Raw genomic sequence first — 25,084 nt, 5'->3', positions numbered from 1 at the left:
ACTGGATTAAATGGAGAAAGTTGAATGAGTAAATTACCGAACAATGCAAAAATAGGTAAATCCCAGGTTACTCAGTGGGAGGTAATAAAAAATTGTGAATATGCTGATAATTGCTTATCAAAAATAGTAACTTTATACGTTATTAGAATAACTCAGCTATCAGATTTTTATACAAATGACGAACCTGAAATTAACACTGTTTTAGCAAGAATAAGCGTGACAAGTGAAAATGTATTTTTAAACAAGGCTACTACTATTGAAGTTATGGAAGGTATTTTTCCGTATAAATTCAACAGCAAGAAGAGAAATAACATACTAAGGTTAGAAGATTTACATAATTATTTATGTTCTATTGTTAACAATAGCCTTCCAAAAGAGATGCTTGAAAGTCTTGTAAGGGAATATAAGGATGCTGTTAACTTATTTAAAGCAATTACTTAACTGAACGTAGTATTTTTAAGATTTTATTTTCTATTTCAGAAATGCCGCTTTCAAGATCTTTATCTATCAGATACATGGTAGAGAAATATGTTTTCTGCTTACTTTCAACATTGATAGTTAAAGTTCCAGGAGTGATTGTAACCGAATTGGCAAATAACGCAATGCTTTCATCATTATGCCCTTTGCATTTTCTTAGGATAATGATTGGCTCAAGCTTAGATTTGAGTCGTAGCACCTTTTTTGTTACATAAACACTTGATAAAATGATTTGGTACATTAACCATGGTATATAACTTACTAACTTATAAAACGACAGTCTACTCGTACCATTTAAAATCTGGCTAAGAGCTCTTTCAGCGTTTATCAACCTTCTAAAGATAAATAATGTGAATATAGAGGAAAACACTCCACAAAAAATAAAAAATGGCTCAAAATAACCAGACAATACAGTCCATAGAGAAAATAAAATTACAAATGATAGAGAAAAAAACTTGATTTTTTGCCTAAGGTTCATGGTTTGCAGTATAACTTAAATGATTTTTTAAGGAAAGATATATTATGAATTAAGTCAAAAACTCTGTAATATATTGAAGCTTAAAGATATCTTTAGATATGGAAGTTATTGCAGAAAATAGGAAAGCAAGGTTTGAATATTTCATCTTAGAAGAATTTGAAGCGGGTATGGTCTTATTAAGCAGTGAAGTTAAATCGCTAAGAGAAAGAAAAGTAAATATTTCCGACGCCTACGTTATCGAAAAGAATAGCGAAATATGGCTGCACAATATGCATATTGCAGAATATAAAGCTGCAAACCGAAAAAATCATAAACCAAAAAGGGAACGTAAATTGCTTTTACATAAAAAAGAGATAAACAAACTAATTGGTCAAATCAAAACCGCTGGGATAACTGTTGTGCCGCTTTCGATCTATTTTAATGATAAAGGATTTGCAAAAACTAAAATTGCCATTGTAAAAGGAAAAAAACTCTACGATAAGAGAGCAACCATAAAACAGAGAGAGTGGGATCGTGAAAAAAGTAGATTGTCTAAGAATAATTTATAGCAAAATATGTCTTTAAATCCAGTAATTTTCAGCATCGGTCCTGTTTCTATATATTGGTATTCCTTAGCTTACGTTTTGGGTATAGTGTCTGCATATTGGTATTTACACAAGCTAGACGACCAAAAAATATTTACTAAGAATTTTTACGATTCGTTATTAACAGCCACTATTGTAGGCATTATCCTTGGAGGTAGACTTGGCTACGTATTGATATATGATCCAGTTCTTTATATAAGCAACCCTATCGAGATATTGAAGACCTGGGAAGGAGGAATGTCATTTCATGGTGGTGCTATAGGAGTTTTGCTTGCAGTAATAATTTCGTGTAAAAGACATAACATTCCTATATTTTATGCACTGGACCTAGTTTCTTGCGGAGTTCCCATAGGTTTATTTTTAGGTCGCATAGGCAATTTTATAAACGGAGAGTTATTTGGCAGAGTTACAACTATGCCATGGGGTATGGTATTTCCAGAAAGTGGTGATAATTTGCTGCGTCATCCAAGCCAGCTTTATGAGGCACTTTTTGAAGGACTGCTACTTTTTGCAGTTGCAAATTCACTGTTTTTCTTGACTAGAATAAGACTGTATCACGGTGCGTTAACTGGTATTGCAGTTATGTGGTATGGAGTAGCACGTTTTTTCGTTGAGTTTTTTCGCGAACCAGACTATCAAATTGGCTATTTGTGGCTTGATTTAACTATGGGGCAGTTGCTTTCTATACCTATGGTTTTGCTAGGAATGCTTGTATATCTAGGCGCATTAAATTTAAAATTTAATACGAAATCTGTTACATAGAGGAAAGGTGAGTTTAATAGAAAAATGTAGCCAGAAACCCTACATCATGCACAATTGTACGAATTTTCTGCGTTGCAGTAGAATGAATGTGAGATCCGGTGTCATTCCAGCGTGTGACGCTAGGCCATAAAACTTGCTTGACAAACTCCGCCAGCCCCCTTATTATGACAATAAGGGTATTTATGATTCAAAACTTGTTTTTGACCTGCAGGCTCAATGACAAAATTCAGTAAAAAACTCAGGGTATTTTTTGGCGGATTACATAAAATTATAGCGGCTGCATGTCTTTTAAATTTTTTCTACATTCAGCCAAATCGCGCTTATTTTAAGCGTTAGCACATTATTACAGCGCCACTTACAGTAATATAGAGTCAAAACTCGCACCACGGGGCTTCTTTTGCCTTTTTTTTATTTGGTAAATTTCTTAATGTTTCTAGCTAAAGCAATTTAAGAGACCGAAAATGGTGTCATTCCAGCGCGTGACGCTGGAATCTAGTCTTTATTATGCAGCCACTTATTTAAAGTTAAGTTTTCTGGATCCAAGTAGTCAAGCTACTCGGATGACACCTTGACGATTTGAAGAATCGTCATCCCGCTACGTGTTAGCGGGATCTCTTGTTAGCGGATGAGATACCGCGGCGGTATGACGGTCTGCGGCGATATGACGGTTCGCGGTGGCATGACGATAACTTCGTCATCCCGCTACGTGTTAGCGGGATCTCTTGTTAGCGGATGAGATACCGCGGCGGTATGACGGTCTGCGGCGGTATGACAATTAAGCAATTCGTCATCCCGCTACTTATTAGCGGGATCTATGCCAAGAGATACCGTGAATAAATCACGGTATGACGTCTCGCTTGCAACCTATAGCCTTGTCATTCCAGTGCTCCTTTTTTTGTCATCCCAGCGTCACGCGCTGGTTTCAACATTATATCATGGACAAAATAAACTTTCTAAAATTCATTGAACTGTGCTTTCAAACGGTGGTACCGGGGTGTGAGTATAATGATTATCAGTATATAAAAGTCATAGCAGACAGACTTGAAGCGGCAAATGTTGGCAAAATGTGTCAAGGAAGTTTTTCGTTTCTATGATCTACTTGGCTCTCTGTTATAATGTTCGTTTGCTTGACCTAAGATCCAGGAGTATTTAAACTGAACCCTATACAGTGCTAAAAATGATAGGAAATCTAAGCGGAATAGTTGATGAAGTGCGCAGTGATCACATAATCCTGAATGTGAATGATGTTGGCTATATGGTGTATCTCTCAGCCAAAACTTTAAATGCATGTTCCATCGGAAGTAGAGTTAAATTACTTATCGAAACCTATGCAAATAACAGAGAAAATGTCGCTCAGCTATATGGTTTTATAAGCAAAGAAGAACAGCAGTGCTTGAGGTTGCTTGTTAAAGTAAGTGGTGTTAGCTATAAAACTGCAATGTCAATTTTGAGTAAATTAACTCCAGAACAGCTGTTTTTGGCAATTATGAATGAAGATAAAGTAGCACTCAAGATGAGTGGACTTGGCATGAAACTCATAAATCGAATCATCACTGAATTAAGTGGCAAAGTGAGTAAATTAGAAATAAATAACAATAATTTTCATCCAATCAATGAAGATGCCCTTTCAGCATTGATCAATCTTGGGTATGAAAAAATGAAAGCTTATGATACGATAAAAAAAATACAAGACGAATCGTCAAATCTGGACACCAAGGATATTATTCGCATGGCGCTTAAAACATTATGAAATCAATATCGTGCGATAAAGAATATACTGAAGATGTGCGCAATATCAACATCAGACCTGAACAACTTGACGATTTTGTCGGGCAAAAAGACTTAATACAAAATTTAAAAGTGTTTATAAATGCTGCACAGACAAGAACTGAAGCCTTAGATCACGTTTTATTGTATGGTCCCCCAGGACTTGGCAAAACAACTTTAGCACAAATTGTTTCTAAAGAATTAAGGGTCAGCTTCCGCGCAACTTCTGGTCCTTTACTTAGTAAAGCTGGGGACTTGGCTGCAGTGCTTACCACTTTAAATGCAAAAGATGTTCTATTTATCGACGAAATCCATAGATTAAATCGCAGCATCGAAGAAGTTTTATATACTGCTATGGAAGATTTTTGCTTGGACATATTAGTAGGTGAAGGTCCATCTACTCGCACTTTAAGGATAGATCTACCACCATTTACGTTAATCGGAGCAACTACACGGCTTGGATTACTTTCTGCGCCACTCAGAGATCGTTTTGGCATTCCCTTGCATCTTGAGTTTTATTCTTTTGAAGAACTGGTTAATATTATAAAAAGAGGCGCAAGAGTTCTTTCTACTGAAATTGAAGAAAATGCAGCACGGGAAATTGCCTGCCGTGCACGTGGCACTCCAAGAATTGCTTTGAGGTTACTCAGAAGAATAAGGGATTTTGTTGAAGTGAAAGATGATAAAAAAATCACTTATGAAGTCGCTGATTCTGTATTGCTAAAATTGGGTGTAGACAAAATGGGACTCAATAAACTTGATATGCATTATCTAAGATTTTTATTCAACACCTCAGGACCTGTTGGAATTGACACCATATCTATTGCGCTATCCGAGGATGTTGGCAATATTGAAGAAACAGTAGAACCTTATTTAATCAAAATTAGTTTTGTAAAGCGCACACCAAGGGGGCGCGTTCTAACTGATCAAGCAAAGGAGTATTTGAGCCTTTAATATTAGAGAGCTTTTTTACCATAATTCAATTATATATTGATTGGCATAATATCATATACTGGCATTTTTGTGTATAAAGGCATATATGTTAAATAGCACTGAAACTGTAGTTCAAATTAAAACTTCTCCATTTCGTATTCGCTAGTTATGCTATTCTAACTAATTAAGCTATGGTTTGTGGTAATAGGAAAAAACTGGATTCCAGCGTCACGCGCTACCCTATGAGTGCTGCTTGCGTATATTCTCTCTTTCACCATCTCAGTGTTTCTTTCTTATTATGCCAGTACCATTTTCTTGTCATTCAAGTAGCTCCCCTTCTTGTCATCCCAGTGCTTGACACTGGGATCCAGAAATTCTTAAACTGAATTCTATATAGAACCTCAGAACAAAAATAAAAAATGGGTAGCACAATACTACCAAGAAATTTCTACGAGCGGCCGACCTTAACTGTAGCTGGAGAGTTATTGGGAAAAGTCCTCAAATTTTCTAACTTTAGTGGAATAATAACCGAAGTTGAAGCCTATATAGGAATGAATGACCCAGCTTGTCACGCGGCAAGAGGCTATACTAACCGAACCTCAGTAATGTTTGGTATGCCGGGGTTTTCATACGTGTATTTTATATATGGAATGTATTACTGTTTAAATATTGTAACAGAAGCAGAAGGGTTCCCAGCAGCAGTGTTAATACGGGGATTAAAGCTCATTGAACCGCTTGAAGCAAACTTAGGCGGACCAGGAATATTGTGCAAAAGATTAAACATTACAAAAGAACACAATAAACTGGACCTTACTATAAGCCACAAATTTTGTGTTTATGAATCTCATCTCAACCCGGATTATGTGTGCACTCCAAGAATCGGAATTAGTAAAGGCCAAGAGAAATTTTGGCGGTTTAAGATTTTCTAAACTTAAGATCTTGCGTAGACTATTTGCCAATCGGATAATCACCAGTGAAACAAGCATCGCAATATTGTGGTGTAGCATTGTTACGCACCTCTCCTTTAACAGCCTGATATAGTCCATCAATACTCAAGAAGGCTAGGCTATCTACTCCTATAACTTCCTTAATTTCCTCTACAGATTTATTTGCAGCAATTAAATCTTTGCACTCTGGCGTATCTATTCCATAAAAACAAGAATGCTTAATTGGTGGGCTTGAAATTTTGAGGTGAATCTCTTTTACTCCTGCATCCTTTAGCATAACTATTATATTTCTGAGCGTACTACCACGCACTATACTATCATCTATTAAAATTATGTTTTTACCTTTCAAAGTGTGCTTATTAGCATTGAATTTTAATTTTATTCTAACTTTACGTACTTCAGCGGTTGGTTGTATAAAAGTTCTTCCTATGTAATGATTACGAATTATCCCCAGTTCCATAGGTAATCCTGAATGCTTTGCATATCCAATAGCTGCAGGTATTCCAGAATCAGGTATTGGTACAACCATATTTACATTGTTTTTTGGTGGGCTCTCTTCTGCAAGTATTCTTCCTATTTCTTTTCTTATATCATATATGGACCTATTCTCCATTATGCTGTCTGGTCTCGAAAAGTAAACGTATTCAAAAATACAAAAACTTGATTTTTGCTGTGGGAAAGGAAACATTGAGGCTAGCTTACTATCCGAACTGATGGTAACTAATTCGCCTGGTTCTATTTCTCTAACAAACTCTGCATTTATTATATCAAGAGCACAAGTTTCAGATGCAAGAACGTAAGAACCGTTTAACTTTCCTAAAACAAGAGGCCTGATTCCAGATGGATCACGTACTCCAATAACTACTTCTTGATTGATTGCCACAAAAGAATAAGCACCTTGTATTTGCTTTAATGCATATATAAAACTCTCTAAAAAGCTATCTTTTTCACCGCTTGCTGTCAGATGCACTACTACTTCTGTATCAATATCTGACTGAAAAACGCACTCTTGTTTAATTAATTGTTCGCGTATCGGAGAAATATTAATTAAATTACCATTATGTGCTATGGCAAAATCCCCAAATTTGCCACTTTTGCCAAGCATGGGCTGCACTCCAAATTTACTACCACTTGTTGAGTATCGAACGTGACCTATTGCACAATCTCCAGGTAAGGATTTCTTTATTTCATCTATATCATCAAATACGCTGCTCACTTGACCTTGAAAGTGATAAGAGTGCAGCTTATCGTTGTTACTGGTTACTACGCCAAAAGACTCTTGACCTCTATGCTGCAAAGCGTGGAGAGCAAGTATAGAGTTAAATGCAGCATCGTTATTGCAGCTTATACCAAATACTCCACATTCCTCACGCATTTCATCTAGCATAAAAACTATTAAGTAAAGTTTAATTTTACTTTAGCATAGGTGAAATACAAGCATTTTGTTGTTCATCTGCTTTTATTGCCAGCAATAATCCTATGCATATCAAGCTTGCAGCAGTTGTACTTCCTCCATAGGAAAGAAATGGCAGTGGATCGCCTATCACAGGCAAGAGGCCTATTGACATTCCAATGTTTATAAAAAAATGAGCGCCAAAAAAAGCAAAAATCCCGATAGATACTAACTTAGAAAAATAATTTTTCGACCTATAAGCGATAGAGAAAATTATGCCAAGTAATGAGGTATAAAGCAAAATTAAAGCCATGCTACCTAAAAAGCCCCACTCCTCACTCAGCACTGCAAAAGCAAAATCCGTACGTTTCTCCGGCAAAAATCCAAGTTGAGTTTGACTTCCGTTAACAAAGCCCTTACCAAGCAAACCTCCTGAACCAATAGCTATCTGAGATTGCTGCGCATTATAACCTATTCCAAGTGGATCCACTGATGAATCCAAAAACGACAATATCCTTTGCTTGTGATAAGGACGTAAAAAAGGCCAAATAGCCGGTACTGCAAAAATGCCAAGCGTCCCACAAATTACTAAATGAGCTCTTTTTATTACTGCTGTGAATATAATTGATGCTCCTATAAACAACATTATCACAGCTGTGCCTAAATTAGGTTGCTTTAACACCAAGAATACAGGCAAGAAAATAATTATTACCGCCTTAAGCAATCTTTTAAATTCCATCATTTTATACACACTTTGCTTATCAAAATAACGAGCAAGCGCAAGTATTAAGCCTACTTTTGCAAATTCTGATGGTTGCAAACTAATTGACCCAATTCTTATCCACCTCGTCGCACCCATTATGTGCGAGCCAAAAAAATTTACTGCTAATAGCGAAATCGCTGCTGCTATATAAAAAAAGTAGGCGTGCTTCAAATAAAAATCTAGCTCTATGAATGACATAGCTATAGCGAGTAGGAAAAAGAAGGAAAATATGACTATTTGGTGAATTGCAAATGGTACCCACTTTCCTCCAGCAGAAGAGTATTGAACAGCAATGCCAACGCAAAACAGCACTATCACGTTAATGACTAATAACCAATGAATCTTCTTCAGCCTATCCACACTTATAACCTTAAAGTATAGTAAAATATGAAACAAAGATAAAAATCAAAAAACCAACTTCTCAACTACTAACCGAATTGGAGTGCTATATATTCCAGTTACTATTGTTAAAGCTGCCATAAACAATAGACAGAAAAGCATAGGAAATGGCACATCATTAATTTTGCCTAGTGTCATTCCAGCGCTTGATGCTGCACTATTTTCAAAATACATTTTCTCTACCATCTTCCACATGTATATTAGTGCAAGAAAAGAACCGGCAGCAAAAGCTATCAGGGAAATCCACGCGCGAGATTCTATAACTGCTTTCATTATATACCATTTGCTTACAAAGCCATTTGTTAGCGGCACACCGACTAATGCTAAACTAAGTAGAGTAAACGCAAGTGCTGTATAAGGCATTGATTTCTTGAGTCCCGATAAATTCTCTATTTTTGTTGTATCAAATTTGTAAGAAATACATCCTGCAGCCATGAATAAAGATGTTTTTATTATGCTGTGGTTTACTATGTGAAGAATTGCTGCAAATACACCTGTTTTTGAGTTAAAACTCAGTGCTAAAATTATATAACCAATTTGGCTGACACTAGAATTAGCAAGCAGTCTTCTTATATCTTTTGCAGTTATTGCAGATATTGACCCAAATATAACAGCGCAAAGTGCGAGGATAATTATCACGTTGCTTAGTGATGGTTTAAATAAGAAGAAATTCTGATGGAAAACAGTATAGAAGATCCTAATGAAAACATATATCATCACTTTTGTCACTGTGCCTGAAAAGAATATGCTAATGAAACTTGGCGCCTCACTATATGCATTAATCAGCCACCTGCTTAATGGAAACAGTGCCATTTTAATTGAGAGACCAACAAAAATGAACAATGTGCCAAGTTTTATGATGTTGTTATCGTATAATGGAACTATTCTTTCAGCCATGTCAGACATATTGAGCGTTCCTGTCATGGAGTATAAAAGCCCAACACCAAACAAGTAAAACGTTGCCCCTATAGTGCCACTAATTAGATATTCAAATGCTGCAACCAAGGCTTTTTTATCCCTTCCCATTGAAACTAATACATAAGAAGAAAGAGATGAAATTTCCAAAAAAACATAAAGATTGAATATGTCGTTTGTTACTAGAATTCCGAGCAGTCCGCTTAAGCACAGTAGAAATAGAGAGTAAAAACCAGTGATTTTGTTTTTGCTAATTTCTTTTTCGTTAATATAAAAGCTATAAAGCACACTTATCAGCGCTATAAAATTCACCAAAGTTAGAATCAAGGAGTTTAACACGTCGATTCTTAACTCTATGCCGTACGGAGGAGCCCAGTCTCCAAGGTGATAAGTTATAATCTCGCCTTTATATGTTTTAACGAGTAGTATCGATGAAATGATAAGAGTGATTGTTGTTGCAATAAAAGAAATAAACCAAGATACCTTGTGTTTCTTGGTAAGAAAGCAAAACATTGATGCAATTATTGGTATAATAACTTGTAAAATTGGTAATTGCATTAAATTGTTGTTAATATATCGTTAAAGTATTAGTATATATAATACTTTTTGTTTTAATACTCTTATGTTATCTAAAATTTGTAACGCAATAAAACGCCTATTACGAAGAGAAGATAAATTTGTAGGAAGAGATGAAAATGGAAATTCTTATTATGAATCAAGTAAAGGAAAAAGGTGGGTTATGTATAGCAGTGTTTCTGAGCCTACAACAGTGTCTCCGGAATGGCATATATGGCTTCACTATACTGATAATGTAGTACCAGTTAATAATAAAAAAAGAAAAGTAAAACATACTCCTAATTTAACGGGTACAAAAGATGCATACTATCCAAACCAAAAAGTGAAAAATTACTATAAAAGCTGGAGTCCTGATAACTAAAGATGCGAAGGTCAAATATACTTGAAATAACCGCTGGATTATTTGTATTAATTTTCACTATTTTTCTGGTTTTCTTTGCTATTGATAAGCTATCTTACATAAAGAAAAACTACAAGGATTGCTATAAAATATATGGTCTTTTTGCTAACGCTAACGGTATAGGAGTTGGTGATAGTGTCAAGATCTCTGGTGTGGACGTTGGAAGCATAACTGGTGTATCACTTGACAAAGCTACCTACGTAGCACGAATCGACATGTGTATAAGCAGAGACATAAAATTGCCAATTGATAGTTCAGCTCTGATCACTAGCAGTGGAGTTGTTGGCAGTAAATTTGTTAATATATCACCTGGATCAGATATTAAACTAATCTTGCACGGTGGTAAAATAGAGTATACTCAAGCTGAAGCAAATATGGGTGGAATAATGGACAGAATTCTTGGTATGTTTACGAAGTGAAAATGGCAGGATTCCAAGTATATCCGTTCAGGTGAAGCCTCCTGTAGTTCTAAAGTATTTAAGGAGTTTGCCTTATTTCTTGCCTTTTCTACCCCTTGCTAACCTATAATTGGGGTTTATAGTACAGCTTAACAGTTGCAGTGCATGTCTATCAATGATAAAATGAAGATTAATTTATTTTGATATTATGATTGGTTTACTGTTTGCCATACTGTTGTTTTTTTGTGGTAGTGATGCACTTGCAAAACAGGAGCCACGTTCAATAGCTGGAGATAATCACATAAAGGTAATAAATTATAACCCACAAGCTATACATAAGTATACGGGTTTTTATGGTTATCAATCCAGCATATTGTTTGAACCAGGGGAGGTAATACAAAACCTTTCAATGGGTGATTCAACTGGTTGGCAACTCCTTCCTCAAGGTAACAGATTGTTTATTAAGCCTATAGATGATATTGCCGATACTAACGCAACTATAATTACCAATAAAAGAGTTTATTACTTTGAACTTCATGCTGAAGAAGCAACTGGACTAGATGATCCAAAATTAGCATATGAAGTAAGGTTTCTTTATCCATTATTTAGCAGTGATGAGATTTACACAACAAATAACGGCGATATCTTCGAACAAGCTAGTCATACCATTATTCCTGATATAAACGACATTGAAGTTGTAAAGAAGGGCTTAAATTTTAATTATTCCATCTCGCACGTTAAAGGCAGTCAGTCAATAATACCAATTAAGGTTTTTGATGACGGAAAATTTACATATCTACAATTCAATAAAATAAACTCTGATTTCCCGGCAGTTTTTATGGTTGATTCTGCAGGGTATGAGTCTTTAGTAAACTTCCGTACAGCTGACAACTACCTGATAATCGAAAGGGTGAGTTCAGTGTTTACCTTAAGGAATGGATCAAGTACAGTTTGCCTATTTAATGAAAACATGCCTTTCAAAAAAGGTAAGTGATTACTATCTAAAGGCTATAATGCCCGAGATATGGGTGCAAAGTTTTTTCTATGATGTTCTGTAATTCCATAAAGGCCAATAGCGTTAAGGTGCTCTTTTGTCCCATATCCTTTATTTTTATACCAATTATATTCAGGATGCTTATTGTGCAATTCTTGCATAAGCCGATCTCTCGTAACTTTTGCAACGATTGAAGCTGCTGCAATTGATGTACTCAAATTATCACCATTTACTATGGATTTCACTTGCCATTTCACTTCAGGTGGTTGATTACCATCAACTAGCACATAATCTAATTCTAGGTCCAGGTCTATCAACGCACGTTTCATTGAAAGTTTTGTTGCTTGCAAGATATTGTATGAATTTATTTCTTCTACGCTTGCCATTCCTATACCAAATTTTGCAACGGATGTTATTTTTTCATATAGGACTTGCCTACATTGAGGAGTCAACTTTTTCGAGTCGTTGATTCCATCAATAATTGTATTTCTATCAATAAACACTACGGCTGCGGATATTACTGGACCAGCTAGCGGACCTCTTCCAACTTCATCCACTCCTGCTATCACTCCTGATAATTTATTTTCTAATGTAAAGTCTGGGTATTTCATAGGTTTTTATAATAAGAAAGTTATAGTAAAAACTGAACAGATAATAGAAATTATCCAAAATTTCATAACGATTACATTTTCTGACCATCCCTTCTTCTCAAAGTGATGATGTATTGGTGCCATAAGAAAAACTCTTTTTCCTTCTCCATATTTAAACTTTGTATATTTAAAATATGATATCTGAATAATCACAGATAGAGTCTCTATTACAAAGATTATTCCAATAACGGCAAAAAGCATTTCTCTCTTCATTAAAACGCTAGTTAACCCTAAAGCTGCACCAATTGACAGGCTTCCAACATCACCCATAAATATTTTTGCTGGATGTGTGTTAAACCACAAGAAACTTAAAATAGCTCCTATAAATGCAATGCAGAATAAAGTAATATTCATATCTGCTTGAGTTATATATGCAATTAGCCCCAAAAAAGCAAAGGAAGTGATGACTTGAGTTGCAGCAAGGCCATCCAAACCATCTGTGAGATTCACAGCATTAGCAGAGCCGACAATTACAAACGCAGCAAACGGAACATATAGATAGCCAAAGTCGATTATTACTCCTTTAAATAGAGACGTTTTTGTAAAACCTTCAGCAGAGTATAGCTTAAGTATAGACATACTAACCAGAGTTACAATAAACTGAATAAGTATTTTGGTTTTTGCACTTAAACCTCGATAGTGATTTGTCTTCAATTTTAAATAATCATCAATAAATCCAAGTAGAGCAAAAAATAGAGTTATCAATATCAGCAGCAAAATTTCTAGTGTTAACTGAGCCCAGAGTAAAATTGGTAATAAAGAAGAAATCAGTATTATTATTCCGCCCATAGGTGGTACATTCTTTTTTGTTATTAAATGACTTTCTGGTCCACATGATCTAATTGGTTGCCCATCTTTACTTATTTTTTTTAGAAGCTTTATAAAATAGGGAAAAAGAATAAACCCAAAAACAAATGAGGTAAAAAATACTTTTGTAGCTAAGATCATCTGCTTACTTAAATTGACTAAGTATCATACCACCTATAGCTAATAAAGCCAACTTCTGTCATCCTATAACCTATCCCTCTTTCGCTTCATTCTTCCTTAATTTGGTGCGCATAATTACAATAACTCTGGAATAGTATGAAGAATTATATTGTTATCTTCTGCAAAACAAAATTCGCTATTTTTATCTGTCCATTTATACATTTCTTTTAGATTAATCTCAGAAGAATCATAAGTATCATATTCCGTTTTTTTATGATAATCATAATAGTGAAACTTATTATTTTTATCAAAATAACCAAATTCATCAGTCAATGTAGCCTTTTTTTCACCCTTTCCACTATTTATTACTTCGAACACTACAGCTTGATGGTTACCTAGAGAATCTGGTTCAGCAATTCCTTCTGTAATAAAAAACGATGGCCGATGGCTAAGTAACTCACCAAGATTTAGGTTACGTTTTTCTTTCATACAACTCAAACTTATGAATTTATATTCATCTGAAACGTTCGAATACTGTGGATCGTATTTTTTATATTCAAAGAATTCATTACCTAAAAAATTACAAAACGTTAATTTATAATCATCATTATTAAATTTAACAACTTTTAAATAGTGAAAATCCCTTGGGACAATTACCTCCTCTTTCGTAACATGATTACGCATGACCAATTGATCATCGAGCATGTAGTAACCTATTTTTGGTAAAGTAGCTATGGGCTTATCATTCAAGGCAACATTTGCTTCATAGATGTTATCCGATAACTCTTCCCCTTTTTGCAAAGTGAATTTCTGCTTTTCGTTGTTAGTCTCGGTTAAATTGCCTATTATTGTTGATACATCACTTATTGTTAATACACCACATTTATCTTTTGTGTATTGATACTTATAGCAGCTGTCATCTTTACACACTGGAAGACACTTTCCATTTTTGTCTGATATATAGATATTGTCATCTTTTATTGTAAAATAAAGTCCACCATTTTCTCCTTTGATCTTCTGTAGTACTGGATCATTTTCATCATTAAAATTGATGAAGTTTAGTACTTCAGTTGTTGTACTGTGTCTAGAAATGGGTAATTTGGCACCAAAATATGGAATGTCTTCTATGTGGTAAAGCGAAATCTCTATTGGTTTTGATCTAAGCTTTTCTATAATATTGTCCCTGTTTGCACTTATGATATCTTCTTGCTCTATAATAAGATTCTCTTCTTCACCATCTTTATTTTTCACTTTCAGAGGTGATTTTCCCTTATATAAAACTATTTTATCACCCAGCTTCTGTAACTTTAAATCACTAATAGTATCACCCAACTCAGCCGTACCAATGTGTGAACGAATAGTATACTTGTTGTTATTAATCTCTAACCTGTAATATGCAGTAGGAAGTTTAATCAGCTTCTTATAGAGCGGATCTTTATTATCTATTCAAATGTATTTCCCATACTATTACCTTAAACAATTAACAGCCTTCAGATCAATCGCCTTGAAACTACTTGGAGGAGTGACATCGCTCATAAAACTCCTTGGCTGCTCGTTATCTGTTGCTGTTTTCTCAATATTAACAAACCCCCTTTGTTGCTCATTGTTTTCTAATGTTCTTTCCATACGATCTTTGAAAGTAGTCAAAAATCTATCAGTTTGTTTGTAATTTGGACATGATTTTTTTGCAGATAAATATAAGAGTTTTAACAGCTCGTTACGACTTTCATCATTAAATAATGACCTATCTAGAATGGTTGACTGTAGTTTTACTGGATCAAAATTTAGGCTTTTCTTTGGAATGCCGCATTTTGAAGCTGTTTCTTCTAATACTTTTTCAAATTTTATAGCAATATCTGCTGCATCCATTACTTTTGCCACTTGATTAAGCTCTTGTATTTTATTCTCTATTTTATATTCATCTTGTTTTACAAAAGGATAAAAGAAATTTATTACTTGAGATATAAATGAAGTTGGTCTACCTGCTCCACTTGTCACTGGCAGATTGTCTGAATTTTTAATTTCCCTCTTCTTTATACGTGCAGTACAAACTTGATCTGTAGGTTTTGTTTTACAAAATATATCCTTTACCTTACTATAAAGTGCTTGAGTATTTTGTTCTGATCGAAATGCTTTATCAACAAAATTGTCAGCCTCTTCTTTAAAATCTTTAGCTTCTTTGGCAGATTTTTCAGAAGCGCTTTTAGCTACCTCTGCTGCTTTCTGAGCGTTCTGAATTTCAATTTTTGTTTGATTCATCTTGCGCAGAAACTGATCAGCAACTGCAGCACCTATTCCATCTTCTCCCTTTGAGCCTTTAGGACCAGGCGCTCCTGTGTTGCCTTTAGGACCTACTAGACCTTGAGCACCTTTATTTCCTTGAGGGCCTCTTGGACCTGCATTTCCTTGGTCACCTTTTTCTCCAGGCATTCCTGGCAACCCAGTATCCCCTTTATCACCCATATCGCCTTTTGGACCAGCATCCCCTTTATTACCAGACACACCTGGCGCTCCATCTACTCCTTTGTCACCTTTTAATCCAGCCGTACCCGGCGCTCCGGTATCTCCTTTATCACCCATATCGCCTTTAGGACCTATGTCTCCCTGATCACCTTTTATTCCAGGCATCCCTGGTAATCCATCTACTCCTTTGTCACCTTTTAATCCAGCCGTACCCGGCGCTCCGGTATCTCCTTTATCACCCATATCGCCTTTTGGACCAGCATCCCCTTTATTACCAGACACACCTGGCGCTCCATCTACTCCTTGAGGACCTACTGGACCTGAATCTCCTTTATCACCTTTAGGACCTACTAGACCTTGAGCACCTTTTTCTCCTTGCGTGCCATTAAAGCCTTGTAGACCTGGCAATCCATCTACTCCTTTTGCACCCATATCCCCTTGATCACCTCTAGGACCTACTAGACCTTGAGGACCTGTATCTCCCTTTGCTCCCGGCAATCCATCTGTTCCTGGTGCTCCAAATTCACCTTTATCCCCTTGCGTACCATTAAAGCCTTGAGAACCTTGTATACCTTCGTCACCTTTTTCTCCAGGTATTCCTGGCGCTCCATCTGCTCCTTTATCTCCCTTACCACCTTTTGGTCCTTGAACTTTTCCTGGATTTTTCCTTAATTCTTCTGAAATGCTTTTTGTTAGCTCAGTACTGTTTGCAAGTTTCTCTACCAATGTATCATTGTCAGCACTACTTAGTAACGCGTCTGCTAAATCTTGAGCTCTGTCATCAATTAGTTTAGTAGCTATTCCTTCGTGAATATTTTCATCATAAAGTCTTCCTATAATCTGTTGCTCTAGCAGTAAATTTCCACCTTTATCACGATATTCAAGTACTTTATTCGCAATGGTTTCATTGTCAATTAATTTTTGTGCAACCCCAGTATGCAGACTTGAACTGCCTGCAAGTTCTTCCATTAACATTTTTCCACTGGAATCAGTGAAGTTAAGCATCATCTCCTTAAACCCAGTGGCTCTAGTAGTGACTAGCTTATCTGCAACTTCTTCAGGATTTGCATCCATGCCACTATGCCCTTCACCCTTTGCGCCTCTTGAACCAGAGAGGCCCTTGAAACCTCTAGGACCTTGTATACCCTGTTCTCCTTTATCTCCCTTGAAACCTTGTGGACCTACTAAACCTTGATCACCTTTATTTCCTTGAGGGCCTCTTGGACCTGCATTTCCTTGGTCACCTTTTTCTCCAGGCATTCCTGGCAACCCAGTATCCCCTTTATTACCAGACACACCTGGCGCTCCATCTACTCCTTGAGGACCTACTGGACCTGAATCTCCTTTATCACCTTTAGGACCTACTAGACCTTGAGCACCTTTTTCTCTTTGCGTGCCATTAAAGCCTTGTAGACCTGGCAATCCATCCATTCCTGGTGCTCCAATTTCACCTCTATCTCCCTTGAGACCAAGATCACCTTTTTCTCCTTGTACACCTTGCGTACCATTAAAGCCTCTTGGACCTACTGGACCTCTAAGACCAGGAGCTCCATCTGCTCCTTTAGAACCCGGGGTTCCATCTTTACCAGCTTTACCTTGCGCTCCCTTTGCTCCACTTGGACCTTGAGCACCTTTTTCTCCTTGCGTGCCATTAAAGCCTCTTGGACCTACTGGACCTCTAAGACCTTGAGCTCCATCTGCTCCTTTAGAACCCGGGGTTCCATCTTTACCAGCTTTACCTTGCGCTCCTTCTTTACCTTGCAAACCAGATTCACCTTTCCAACCTCTCAGCCCTTTAGGACCACTACTACCTTCATTACCTTTCTCTCCCTTCGCTCCACTTGGGCCTTGTGGCCCTATAAGCCCTAAATCACCTTGTTTGCCTTTAGGGCCTTGTGGCCCTATATCCCCCTTTGAGCCTTTCAATCCCGTTTCTCCACGATCTCCTTTTGGACTCGTTATACTCAACCCTGGCATTCCCTTTTCTCCCTTTGGACCTTGTGGGCCACCAGCTTCTCCTTTTTCACCTTTTGGTCCTCCAGGCATTCCATCTAGTCCTGGTGATCCAGGTGCACCTGGATCACCCTTTTGGCTTGGATAGCCGTAACCCGAATAACCTTGATCACCCTTGTCACCTTTCTCTCCAGGCAACCCGTTTAGACCTGGATGACCTTGATCCCCTTTAGGACCTGGCTTTCCTGTTAGTCCTGAGACTGCATAAAACTCGCCTTTTTGGCCCTTTTCTCCAGGTATGCCTGGCAGCCCATCGAGACCACGTGGTCTTGGTTCGCCTCCTTGACCTGGCAAACCTCTTGGCCCAGGAGGTCCATCTAGTCCTTTAGGACCAGGGGTTCCGTCTCTACCATCTTGACCTGGATAACCTTTCTCACCTCTTAGACCTTGAGGACCTGGATAACCTGGCTCACCTTTAGGACCTACTGGACCTGGAGAACCAACTTCTCCTCTTAATCCTTGATCGCCCTTTTCACCCTTTATACTTTTTTTTAAGTTTTTATTATTTGCAATTTCCTTCGGCAGGTCTTGAGTAACATAGTTATTAAGTGTTTTACCTTTTAATTCAGTTATAGGTGTATTAAACAGCGCTTTTTCGAATCTTTCTAGTTCACTTGATAATAAAATAGCTGCCACATTCTCGGGCTTTGCATCTCTTCCTGGCTCACCTTTAGGACCTGGATAACCTTTTCCACCTGGAAGACCTGAATGATCTCTAAAGCCTGGCGACCCAGGCTCGCCCTGTCTACCTTTTTCACCTGGAATACCTGGAATACCTCTAGGACCTGGAAAACCTTCATAACCTCTTAGACCTTTATCACCTGGAGGACCTCGATAACCTGGAAGTCTAGGCATTCCTTCTACTTGTTCTGTATGTCTTAATTGCTTAATTTGCTCTTTTAAATGTTGAACTTCTGCTTTTAAGTCTTCAAATTCTCTAGTATTCACCACATCAACCTCCAAAAAGTTACCAAAATTTTCTAAGTTATAATAATAAGGATATAAATCTAAGTTATGGCTGTAGTTATATCCTACAAAATCAGGTTTTAAACCATAAAAATTCTTACATTCGCTATTTTCATCTGATATGCAGCCAACATAATTATTACCTAATTTTTCTGTTGCGAAATAGCTATTTTTCACATTCAATCTCTTTATTCCATGAAAAGGAAATAATTTGAAATCATCACTTCTCCGATCGAATATTGGAACAACATTATTCAACATACCAACCTTACTACCAGTGGAATTATATACCTCAACACTCCTGTAAGATTGGTATAATTGATTTTCCGATCCCTTAAAAAATTGTCTCCAATTCGTATATCAAGTCTATTGCCAATAAGACTCATATTTTTACTACTTATTACATCTTTTGGATCTATTAAAACCTTACTACTTTCAAGTGGTTTAAATTTTATAGAACGTGTATCATAATCATATACATGAACATATTCACCATTCTTGCGGGATTGAGGTATAAAATCAATAGTAGCTATATTAATAATATTGCCATCATGGTAATAATAGTAATATTCACCTGAGTCAGTAACCAAAGCTAACTTGTTGTCATCTCCTACTTTTTCTAGCTTTAGTTGTAGTCCTTGAGATAAACCATTCAGCACCTTTTGTGTTCCACAGCTATAGTCAATCACAATAAGGCGCTGACCTCTAGGCTCATCAATAATAACGTAAGATGTAGTAGGTAGACTAACTGTTGTTTCGTTATTTACTCTTACTTTAGTAGTTATCACATAACGAGTTGCGTTACTACAGTCTTTACCTGGGGCATCTTCCTTTTCTAGTTTAAAACGCATTTTCCCTTCCTTTGTGGTCTATGTTTTAGACACAGTTAATTTACAAACACTAATTATTGATTAATAATGGTGATATGTAAATATAGTTATAAAATAATTGTTACACTTGAATTCCTTCCTGGTTTCTGTTGTCATCATAACATTAAAAACACTTTAAGAAAGCTGCTTAGTTAAATTAACTTGGACAAGTAAATAGCAGTTTTGCAGCCTGTTTTTATGAATGAAGATAAAATGTTGTAGCCAAATGCGCTTTCAGCATTGTGCTGAATTGCAATATCTTTGTGCTCTAACTCCTCGTCGCGAAATTTACTTATAGTTTCTCTTAATTCCCCATCTTCTAAATGTGAAACTTGCTCTTTGTAGTGCTCCCCTATAACTTCTTCAACTGCAGTAGTGCAAGCCATAGCAGCTTTTTTGCCCATAATGGCAGTTGCAACGCCAAGTGACACTCCTAAAACACGCCAAACTGGCAACAAAACAGTAGGACGAACTTTTTGCTCTTTGATTTTCTCATTAAAATAGTGAAAATGCTTTTTTTCCTGCTCTTCCATTTCAATTATTTCATTGATTATAGAAGATTTTTTAAGAATAAATTTTTGACCAGAATAAATGCAAATAGCTCCATATTCCCCAGCATGATTTACTCTAATTGCCTGTTGCAAGAACTGATTGTTGCTGTACCTTAAATTATTTAGATTTCTTTCTTTCTCCACAATACACCTTACCTGATACGAACAGAGCTGCTATGAGATAAATTAAATTCCATGTTGCTAAGGAAACACCTAGAACGTAATGAGGTCTGTCACAAGATGGAGAGTAATTAGGATTTAGTAGATTATTTCTGAGCTCTTCTATACTAACGTTACCACTTGCTTGCTCTGTACAACCTAAAACATCATGAAATAAGTGGAGTTCAAGACCTACATGATAAAAAGATATTACTGCACCTATGAGGTAGCTGCAAAACGTTGCATAGATTAGAATTTTGTTGTCTTTAAGCATGCATACTACTGCAAGTAACCCTGCAACATAGTAAACTACCCGCTCGTATGTACATAACTTGCATGGCAGCATGTTGAAAAAATATTCTAGCACATATGCAAAAATTAGAGCAAAAGAACTTGATAGCAGAAAGATTGTAGGAATTCTGGAGTTATTACACACGACTTTAAGTAAATTATTATAAAGACCCCTGAAAGTATAAAGCAGAGTATTCATTTTGCATAGGGATTTTTATTTTTTTTCAAAAGTAATCTGACTGGCACACCATCTACGAAGAAATTTTTTCTAAGATCATTAATTAAATAGCGTTTATAACTTTCATCAACACTTTCAGGTATGTTACATATCAAAGAAAAAGCTGGAGGTTTAGTACCAATTTGAGCGATATACTTCATTTTAACTGCTTTACCTTTTGCAAGCGGGTGAGAGTGCCTATCTAAAGCATCAATTAGCCACTTATTCAGTTTTGCAGTGCTGACTTTCTTGTTCAAAGATTCACTCACTTCAAGACACTTATCTATCACATCGCCGCAGCGCATGCCTTTCAATGCAGAAATTGTTACAGTTGGCACTTCCAAGAATAACCGAGTCACTTCCTGTTGTTTGACAAATTTTATTAACTTACTTCTGTCATCCTTACCTATTAAATCCCACTTATTTAAAACAACAATAATCCCTTTCCCTCCCTTAATTGCAGCTTCACCAATTGATAAATCCTGCTGCTCAATACCAACTAGGGAGTCTAGCATTAAAACTACCACATGAGAGCGCTTGATTGATTCTAAGCTTTTTTCAACAAATCTTGATTCTAAGTCATCTATAACATTCGCCTTTCTGCGGATTCCTGCAGTATCAATGAGAGTAATTAGCTCCCCATTATGATCATATACAATATCTACAGAATCACGTGTGGTGCCTGGCTCTGAATTCACTATTACTCTGTTTTCTGTAAGTAGGCTGTTTAAAAAAGTTGATTTTCCGACATTTGGGCGACCGATGATTGCAATTCTAAGTTTACTGGACTCATTGCCCAATAGATCAGTGTTTTCGTTCAAATTTTCAATAACATCAGCTAATGCATCATAAAGATCAACCATGCCAAGATTATGTTCGGCAGAGATATACACCGGGCCAAGAAAATCAAAAAACTGCAAATAATCAACATTTTCAGACTTATGACTCTCGCATTTATTTGCTATCAGTATCACAGGTTTATTTATTTTTCTCTTCAGCCACTTTGCAAATTCTTTGTTTTGCTCATTTTGCACTTTTGCATCAACAAGAAAGAAAATGATGTTTGAATTGGATAGAGAAAATTTTATTTGTTCAATAACTTGTAGTGAAAAATTAGTTTGGTCGTTCCATCCTCCTGTATCTATAACTTTAAACTCTAAATCGCTAATTCTGCCTATTCCTTCTCTTCTATCTCGTGTAACCCCTGGAATATTGCTGACCACCGCTGCTTTTCTTCCCACCAATCTATTAAAAAGAGTTGATTTACCAGCATTTGGTAGGCCTACTATAGCGATTTTTAGCATAATTTAAGAGCACCTTCTATACACAGTAAATTATAACCGAAATCTTGCAATTTAACTATTGACTTTATAGATCACGCGAGCATAATACAACTAGAATTTCTTGTTTTATTATGTCAAGTAGGGGGATATATGGTAGGGCAAGATATAAATGAGCAGCTTAGTTCTCTAGATGATGGCAGGCATTTTGAAGATGAGGCTATGGATGAGTCTGAGGATGAAGATACGCCTGAATTTAGGGCATCGTGTGAAAAACTCGAAGAAGAAATGAACCGTCCAGAAGTGATGTCGGAATTTCAATTAGATGGAGCAATATATGAACAAGTTGATGAACGTATGAAAGAAAATATCTCGAATGTATTGGAAGCTATACGTCAAGCTTTTAGGTTATGTGGTGAGAAGCGACTGACTGTGGGACAAATGATAAAGAAATGGATAAAATCTGTAGAACTTGGAGAAAGTCAAAAGATCAGGTTTGGCATGCCGTACTATGTGTTCTTCGAAGAATTATCAATAATAGATTATCTGATATCTAATGTGCACTTGCTAAAGAAGTTCGAGTTGTCCATTCATGAAAAACATCAACTAGATCTTCTTTCGTTAAAAATATCCGACCTAGTTTCAACAGGCACTTATGTGAGTGAGAAAGTTTTGGAGTTATTGCCAACAAGTCTACTGGAAAAACATAACAGCTATTTATCAAATCTAAAACAAATTGTATGTGAGGGCATTGAAAAAGATGGAGAAGAAAATGTGATAAAAGATGTTATAGTAGAAAGAGATAATAAATTTTATTGTATACAGTGTCCAGAAGCAAGCATTGTGATTCCTGCAAAATTCCTGAGTAATCCAGAATTTCAAAATTTAGATGGAGCATTAAAGATTGGGGAAGGAGATAATGTAATACGAATACAAGATGGAAAATATCATGATATAAAGGGCAGATTACAGATGACTTTTCCAATAAGCAACAGTGAAAAGATTGTAATGACTCTATCTTCTGAAAAGGCTGACAAACCAGAAAATGCCTCAAGCTTTGGCAAAATAATAGTACATATTGATGATAAAAGTTGTGAAATCTTCTCAAAGTACCTAAAAGAGCTAGAAAAAGAACCTCGTATAAGCAAGGTTGTTGAAGCTGCTAAAAGTTTTGCACAAACGAAAAGCAGTAAAGTTAGTTTACCTTCTTCTGTTCTAGAAAACGTTAGTCAACCACAACATTCTCAAAGTAGTGGCCAGGAATTACCAGCGCATTAACAATTATCATACATACACTGTTGCATATAGCAATAGTGTATGTGTATAGTTAATAGGGTTTGTAAACTTAATAAAGTCTACAACTAATTTGAAAACTACTTTATTGTATGCAAGACTTTGAAATACTAGAAAATCTAAAAACCAAAGCACTAGAAGCTGAAAAAGGAGGCGGTTCTAACAGAATCAATAAACAACACGAAAAAGGGAAATTAACTGCTAGAGAAAGGCTCAGTGTATTACTCGATGAAAATTCGTTCGAAGAATACGATAAATTCGTGAAGCATCACGCAACTGATTTTGGCATGCAAAATGCTAATTTTTTAGGTGATGGAGTAGTGATTGGTCATGGTACTATTTATGGCAGAAAAGTTTTCGTTTACTCGCAAGATTTTACTGTCTTTGGTGGGTCACTTGGTGCGTCACATGCAAAAAAAATATGCAAAATTATGGATATGGCAATTAATGCCAGGGTTCCAATTATCGGACTAAATGATTCTGGTGGAGCCAGAATTCAAGAAGGAGTAAATTCCCTTGCTGGTTATGGAGAAATTTTCCAAAGAAACGTAAATGCATCGGGCGTTATACCACAAATCTCTTTAATTATGGGTCCATGTGCAGGAGGGGCTGTTTATTCTCCAGCATTAACTGACTTTACTTTCATGGTAAAGAATAGTTCATACATGTTTATAACCGGACCAGATGTAGTAAAAAAGGTTACCTATGAAGATGTAAGCTTCGAAGACCTCGGTGGAGCAAAAATTCATACAAGCAAAACAGGAGTGGCAGATTTTGCATTCAATAATGATGTTGAGATGCTACTCAAAATGCGTGAATTCCTTACCTTTTTACCAGCAAATAATCAAGAATCACCGAAATCTGTACCAACCTGTAATGATGTTAATGAGATTGATGAATCCTTAAACACTCTAGTTCCTACCAATCCTAACACTCCTTATGATATGTATGAACTCATTGAAAAAGTTTGTGATGAGAAGAAATTCTTTGAACTAAAACCTGATTTTGCTCGTAATATTATAATTGGCTTTAGTAGAATTGGAGGAAATACTGTTGGTATTGTTGCAAATCAACCCATGCACCTTGCAGGATGTTTGGATATTGATTCTTCAAGAAAAGCTGCAAGATTTGTAAGGTTTTGTGACGCATTTAACATTCCGATCATCACACTTATTGATGTTCCGGGGTTTTTACCTGGTACAAACCAAGAATACAATAATATAATACAACACGGAGCGAAACTGCTTTACGCTTACGCTGAAGCAACTGTGCCGAAAATTAGCCTTATCACTAGAAAAGCGTATGGTGGTGCATATATCGTTATGAACTCGAAACATTTAAAAGGTGACATAAATTATGCTTGGCCAACTGCTGAAATAGCTGTAATGGGCCCTGAAAGTGCAGTTGAAATTATATTTAGGCATGAAAAAGATCAGCAAACGTTAATCAAAGAATATAAAGAGAAATTTGCTAATCCATTTTTTGCTGCATCACATGGATACATTGATGACATTATAGTGCCAAGTAAAACAAGGCATCACTTTCACAAAGCATTAGAGCTACTCAAAAACAAGAAAGTAGAAAGGATATGGAAAAAGCATGACAACTTACCTCTGTAA

The 25,084-nt window shown here is 36.3% G+C and carries 23 protein-coding genes; 11 read left to right on the top strand and 12 right to left on the bottom strand.

Going from position 1 to position 25,084, the window contains the following annotated elements; genetic code table 11:
* The first annotated feature begins 24 nt into the window (after positions 1 to 24).
* Positions 25 to 441 carry a hypothetical protein gene (locus tag ABWU23_RS03985; RefSeq protein WP_253309572.1) on the top strand — a complete coding sequence of 139 codons (417 nt, stop codon included), beginning with the start codon at positions 25 to 27 and terminating at the stop codon, positions 439 to 441.
* Here ABWU23_RS03985 and ABWU23_RS03980 read toward each other — a convergent pair.
* Positions 434 to 955, bottom strand: a complete 522-nt coding sequence (locus ABWU23_RS03980) for a Na+/H+ antiporter subunit E (RefSeq protein ID WP_253302098.1) — start codon at positions 953 to 955, stop codon at positions 434 to 436. The two genes, ABWU23_RS03985 and ABWU23_RS03980, sit on opposite strands and share 8 nt — an antisense overlap.
* A gap of 98 nt (positions 956 to 1,053) precedes the next feature.
* Between ABWU23_RS03980 and smpB the strand changes: the two genes are divergently transcribed.
* The 5 genes from smpB to ABWU23_RS03955 all read left to right on the top strand — a co-directional run bounded on the left by smpB (position 1,054) and on the right by ABWU23_RS03955 (position 5,930).
* Complete coding sequence (gene smpB / locus ABWU23_RS03975) at positions 1,054 to 1,503, top strand: SsrA-binding protein SmpB (protein ID WP_253309571.1); 450 nt, start codon at positions 1,054 to 1,056, stop codon at positions 1,501 to 1,503.
* 6 nt (positions 1,504 to 1,509) lie between these two features.
* Positions 1,510 to 2,301, top strand: coding sequence for a prolipoprotein diacylglyceryl transferase (gene lgt, locus ABWU23_RS03970; RefSeq protein ID WP_253309570.1), 792 nt, complete (start codon positions 1,510 to 1,512; stop codon positions 2,299 to 2,301).
* A 1,177-nt stretch (positions 2,302 to 3,478) separates the two neighbouring features.
* Complete coding sequence (gene ruvA / locus ABWU23_RS03965) at positions 3,479 to 4,051, top strand: Holliday junction branch migration protein RuvA (protein ID WP_253309569.1); 573 nt, start codon at positions 3,479 to 3,481, stop codon at positions 4,049 to 4,051.
* A complete protein-coding gene (gene ruvB / locus ABWU23_RS03960; protein WP_250296119.1) occupies positions 4,048 to 5,022 on the top strand; it encodes a Holliday junction branch migration DNA helicase RuvB in 975 nt (324 codons plus the stop codon). Before ruvA ends, ruvB begins: the two co-directional genes overlap by 4 nt.
* A gap of 398 nt (positions 5,023 to 5,420) precedes the next feature.
* On the top strand, positions 5,421 to 5,930 hold the full coding sequence (locus ABWU23_RS03955) for a DNA-3-methyladenine glycosylase (RefSeq protein ID WP_253309568.1): 510 nt from the start codon (positions 5,421 to 5,423) through the stop codon (positions 5,928 to 5,930).
* Between the two features lie 19 nt (positions 5,931 to 5,949).
* On the opposite strand, the gene purF is transcribed toward ABWU23_RS03955, so the two are convergent.
* Genes purF through ABWU23_RS03940 form a run of 3 tightly spaced genes read right to left on the bottom strand, consistent with a single transcriptional unit; the run spans position 5,950 to position 9,976 of the window.
* Positions 5,950 to 7,335 (bottom strand): amidophosphoribosyltransferase, encoded by a 1,386-nt coding sequence (gene purF / locus ABWU23_RS03950; protein WP_265016499.1) that lies wholly within the window; start codon positions 7,333 to 7,335, stop codon positions 5,950 to 5,952.
* Between the two features lie 25 nt (positions 7,336 to 7,360).
* On the bottom strand, positions 7,361 to 8,464 hold the full coding sequence (gene rodA, locus ABWU23_RS03945; RefSeq protein ID WP_253309566.1) for a rod shape-determining protein RodA: 1,104 nt from the start codon (positions 8,462 to 8,464) through the stop codon (positions 7,361 to 7,363).
* Positions 8,465 to 8,509: 45 nt separating this feature from the next.
* Positions 8,510 to 9,976, bottom strand: a complete 1,467-nt coding sequence (locus tag ABWU23_RS03940) for a proton-conducting transporter membrane subunit (protein ID WP_253309565.1) — start codon at positions 9,974 to 9,976, stop codon at positions 8,510 to 8,512.
* A gap of 64 nt (positions 9,977 to 10,040) precedes the next feature.
* Between ABWU23_RS03940 and ABWU23_RS03935 the strand changes: the two genes are divergently transcribed.
* From ABWU23_RS03935 to virB9, 3 genes are all read left to right on the top strand, one after another.
* Positions 10,041 to 10,355 carry an NADH-ubiquinone oxidoreductase subunit NDUFA12 family protein gene (locus ABWU23_RS03935; protein ID WP_253309564.1) on the top strand — a complete coding sequence of 105 codons (315 nt, stop codon included), beginning with the start codon at positions 10,041 to 10,043 and terminating at the stop codon, positions 10,353 to 10,355.
* 2 nt (positions 10,356 to 10,357) lie between these two features.
* The gene (mlaD, locus tag ABWU23_RS03930) at positions 10,358 to 10,813 is read left to right on the top strand and encodes an outer membrane lipid asymmetry maintenance protein MlaD (RefSeq protein ID WP_264688362.1); all 456 of its coding nucleotides are present in this window, start codon (positions 10,358 to 10,360) and stop codon (positions 10,811 to 10,813) included.
* A 187-nt stretch (positions 10,814 to 11,000) separates the two neighbouring features.
* Positions 11,001 to 11,786: a P-type conjugative transfer protein VirB9 gene (gene virB9, locus ABWU23_RS03925; protein ID WP_353270833.1), complete on the top strand. Its 786-nt coding sequence runs from the start codon at positions 11,001 to 11,003 to the stop codon at positions 11,784 to 11,786.
* 14 nt (positions 11,787 to 11,800) lie between these two features.
* On the opposite strand, the gene ABWU23_RS03920 is transcribed toward virB9, so the two are convergent.
* From ABWU23_RS03920 to der, 8 genes are all read right to left on the bottom strand, one after another.
* Complete coding sequence (locus ABWU23_RS03920; protein WP_010082329.1) at positions 11,801 to 12,397, bottom strand: ribonuclease HII; 597 nt, start codon at positions 12,395 to 12,397, stop codon at positions 11,801 to 11,803.
* A gap of 6 nt (positions 12,398 to 12,403) precedes the next feature.
* On the bottom strand, positions 12,404 to 13,384 hold the full coding sequence (gene mraY / locus ABWU23_RS03915; RefSeq protein WP_253309561.1) for a phospho-N-acetylmuramoyl-pentapeptide-transferase: 981 nt from the start codon (positions 13,382 to 13,384) through the stop codon (positions 12,404 to 12,406).
* Positions 13,385 to 13,498: 114 nt separating this feature from the next.
* Positions 13,499 to 14,695, bottom strand: coding sequence for a hypothetical protein (locus ABWU23_RS03910; protein WP_353270832.1), 1,197 nt, complete (start codon positions 14,693 to 14,695; stop codon positions 13,499 to 13,501).
* A gap of 135 nt (positions 14,696 to 14,830) precedes the next feature.
* Entirely contained in the window at positions 14,831 to 19,066 is a 4,236-nt protein-coding gene (locus tag ABWU23_RS03905; RefSeq protein ID WP_353270831.1) for a hypothetical protein, read from the bottom strand.
* Entirely contained in the window at positions 19,060 to 19,656 is a 597-nt protein-coding gene (locus ABWU23_RS03900; protein WP_265045334.1) for a hypothetical protein, read from the bottom strand. The genes ABWU23_RS03905 and ABWU23_RS03900 overlap by 7 nt, the downstream gene beginning before the upstream one ends.
* A gap of 170 nt (positions 19,657 to 19,826) precedes the next feature.
* Positions 19,827 to 20,369, bottom strand: coding sequence for a demethoxyubiquinone hydroxylase family protein (locus ABWU23_RS03895; RefSeq protein WP_265045331.1), 543 nt, complete (start codon positions 20,367 to 20,369; stop codon positions 19,827 to 19,829).
* Entirely contained in the window at positions 20,344 to 20,874 is a 531-nt protein-coding gene (locus ABWU23_RS03890) for a disulfide bond formation protein B (RefSeq protein ID WP_353270830.1), read from the bottom strand. Before ABWU23_RS03890 ends, ABWU23_RS03895 begins: the two co-directional genes overlap by 26 nt.
* On the bottom strand, positions 20,871 to 22,196 hold the full coding sequence (der, locus tag ABWU23_RS03885) for a ribosome biogenesis GTPase Der (protein ID WP_353270829.1): 1,326 nt from the start codon (positions 22,194 to 22,196) through the stop codon (positions 20,871 to 20,873). Before der ends, ABWU23_RS03890 begins: the two co-directional genes overlap by 4 nt.
* 129 nt (positions 22,197 to 22,325) lie before the next feature.
* Between der and ABWU23_RS03880 the strand changes: the two genes are divergently transcribed.
* Positions 22,326 to 23,450 (top strand): hypothetical protein, encoded by a 1,125-nt coding sequence (locus ABWU23_RS03880; RefSeq protein ID WP_341814311.1) that lies wholly within the window; start codon positions 22,326 to 22,328, stop codon positions 23,448 to 23,450.
* Between the two features lie 107 nt (positions 23,451 to 23,557).
* Positions 23,558 to 25,084, top strand: a complete 1,527-nt coding sequence (locus tag ABWU23_RS03875; RefSeq protein ID WP_253309552.1) for an acyl-CoA carboxylase subunit beta — start codon at positions 23,558 to 23,560, stop codon at positions 25,082 to 25,084.

Origin of the sequence: Wolbachia endosymbiont (group A) of Hedychridium roseum (genome assembly GCF_964028325.1) — a bacterium.
Classification (GTDB): domain Bacteria; phylum Pseudomonadota; class Alphaproteobacteria; order Rickettsiales; family Anaplasmataceae; genus Wolbachia.
This window is presented reverse-complemented; position numbering and strand designations above follow the sequence as displayed.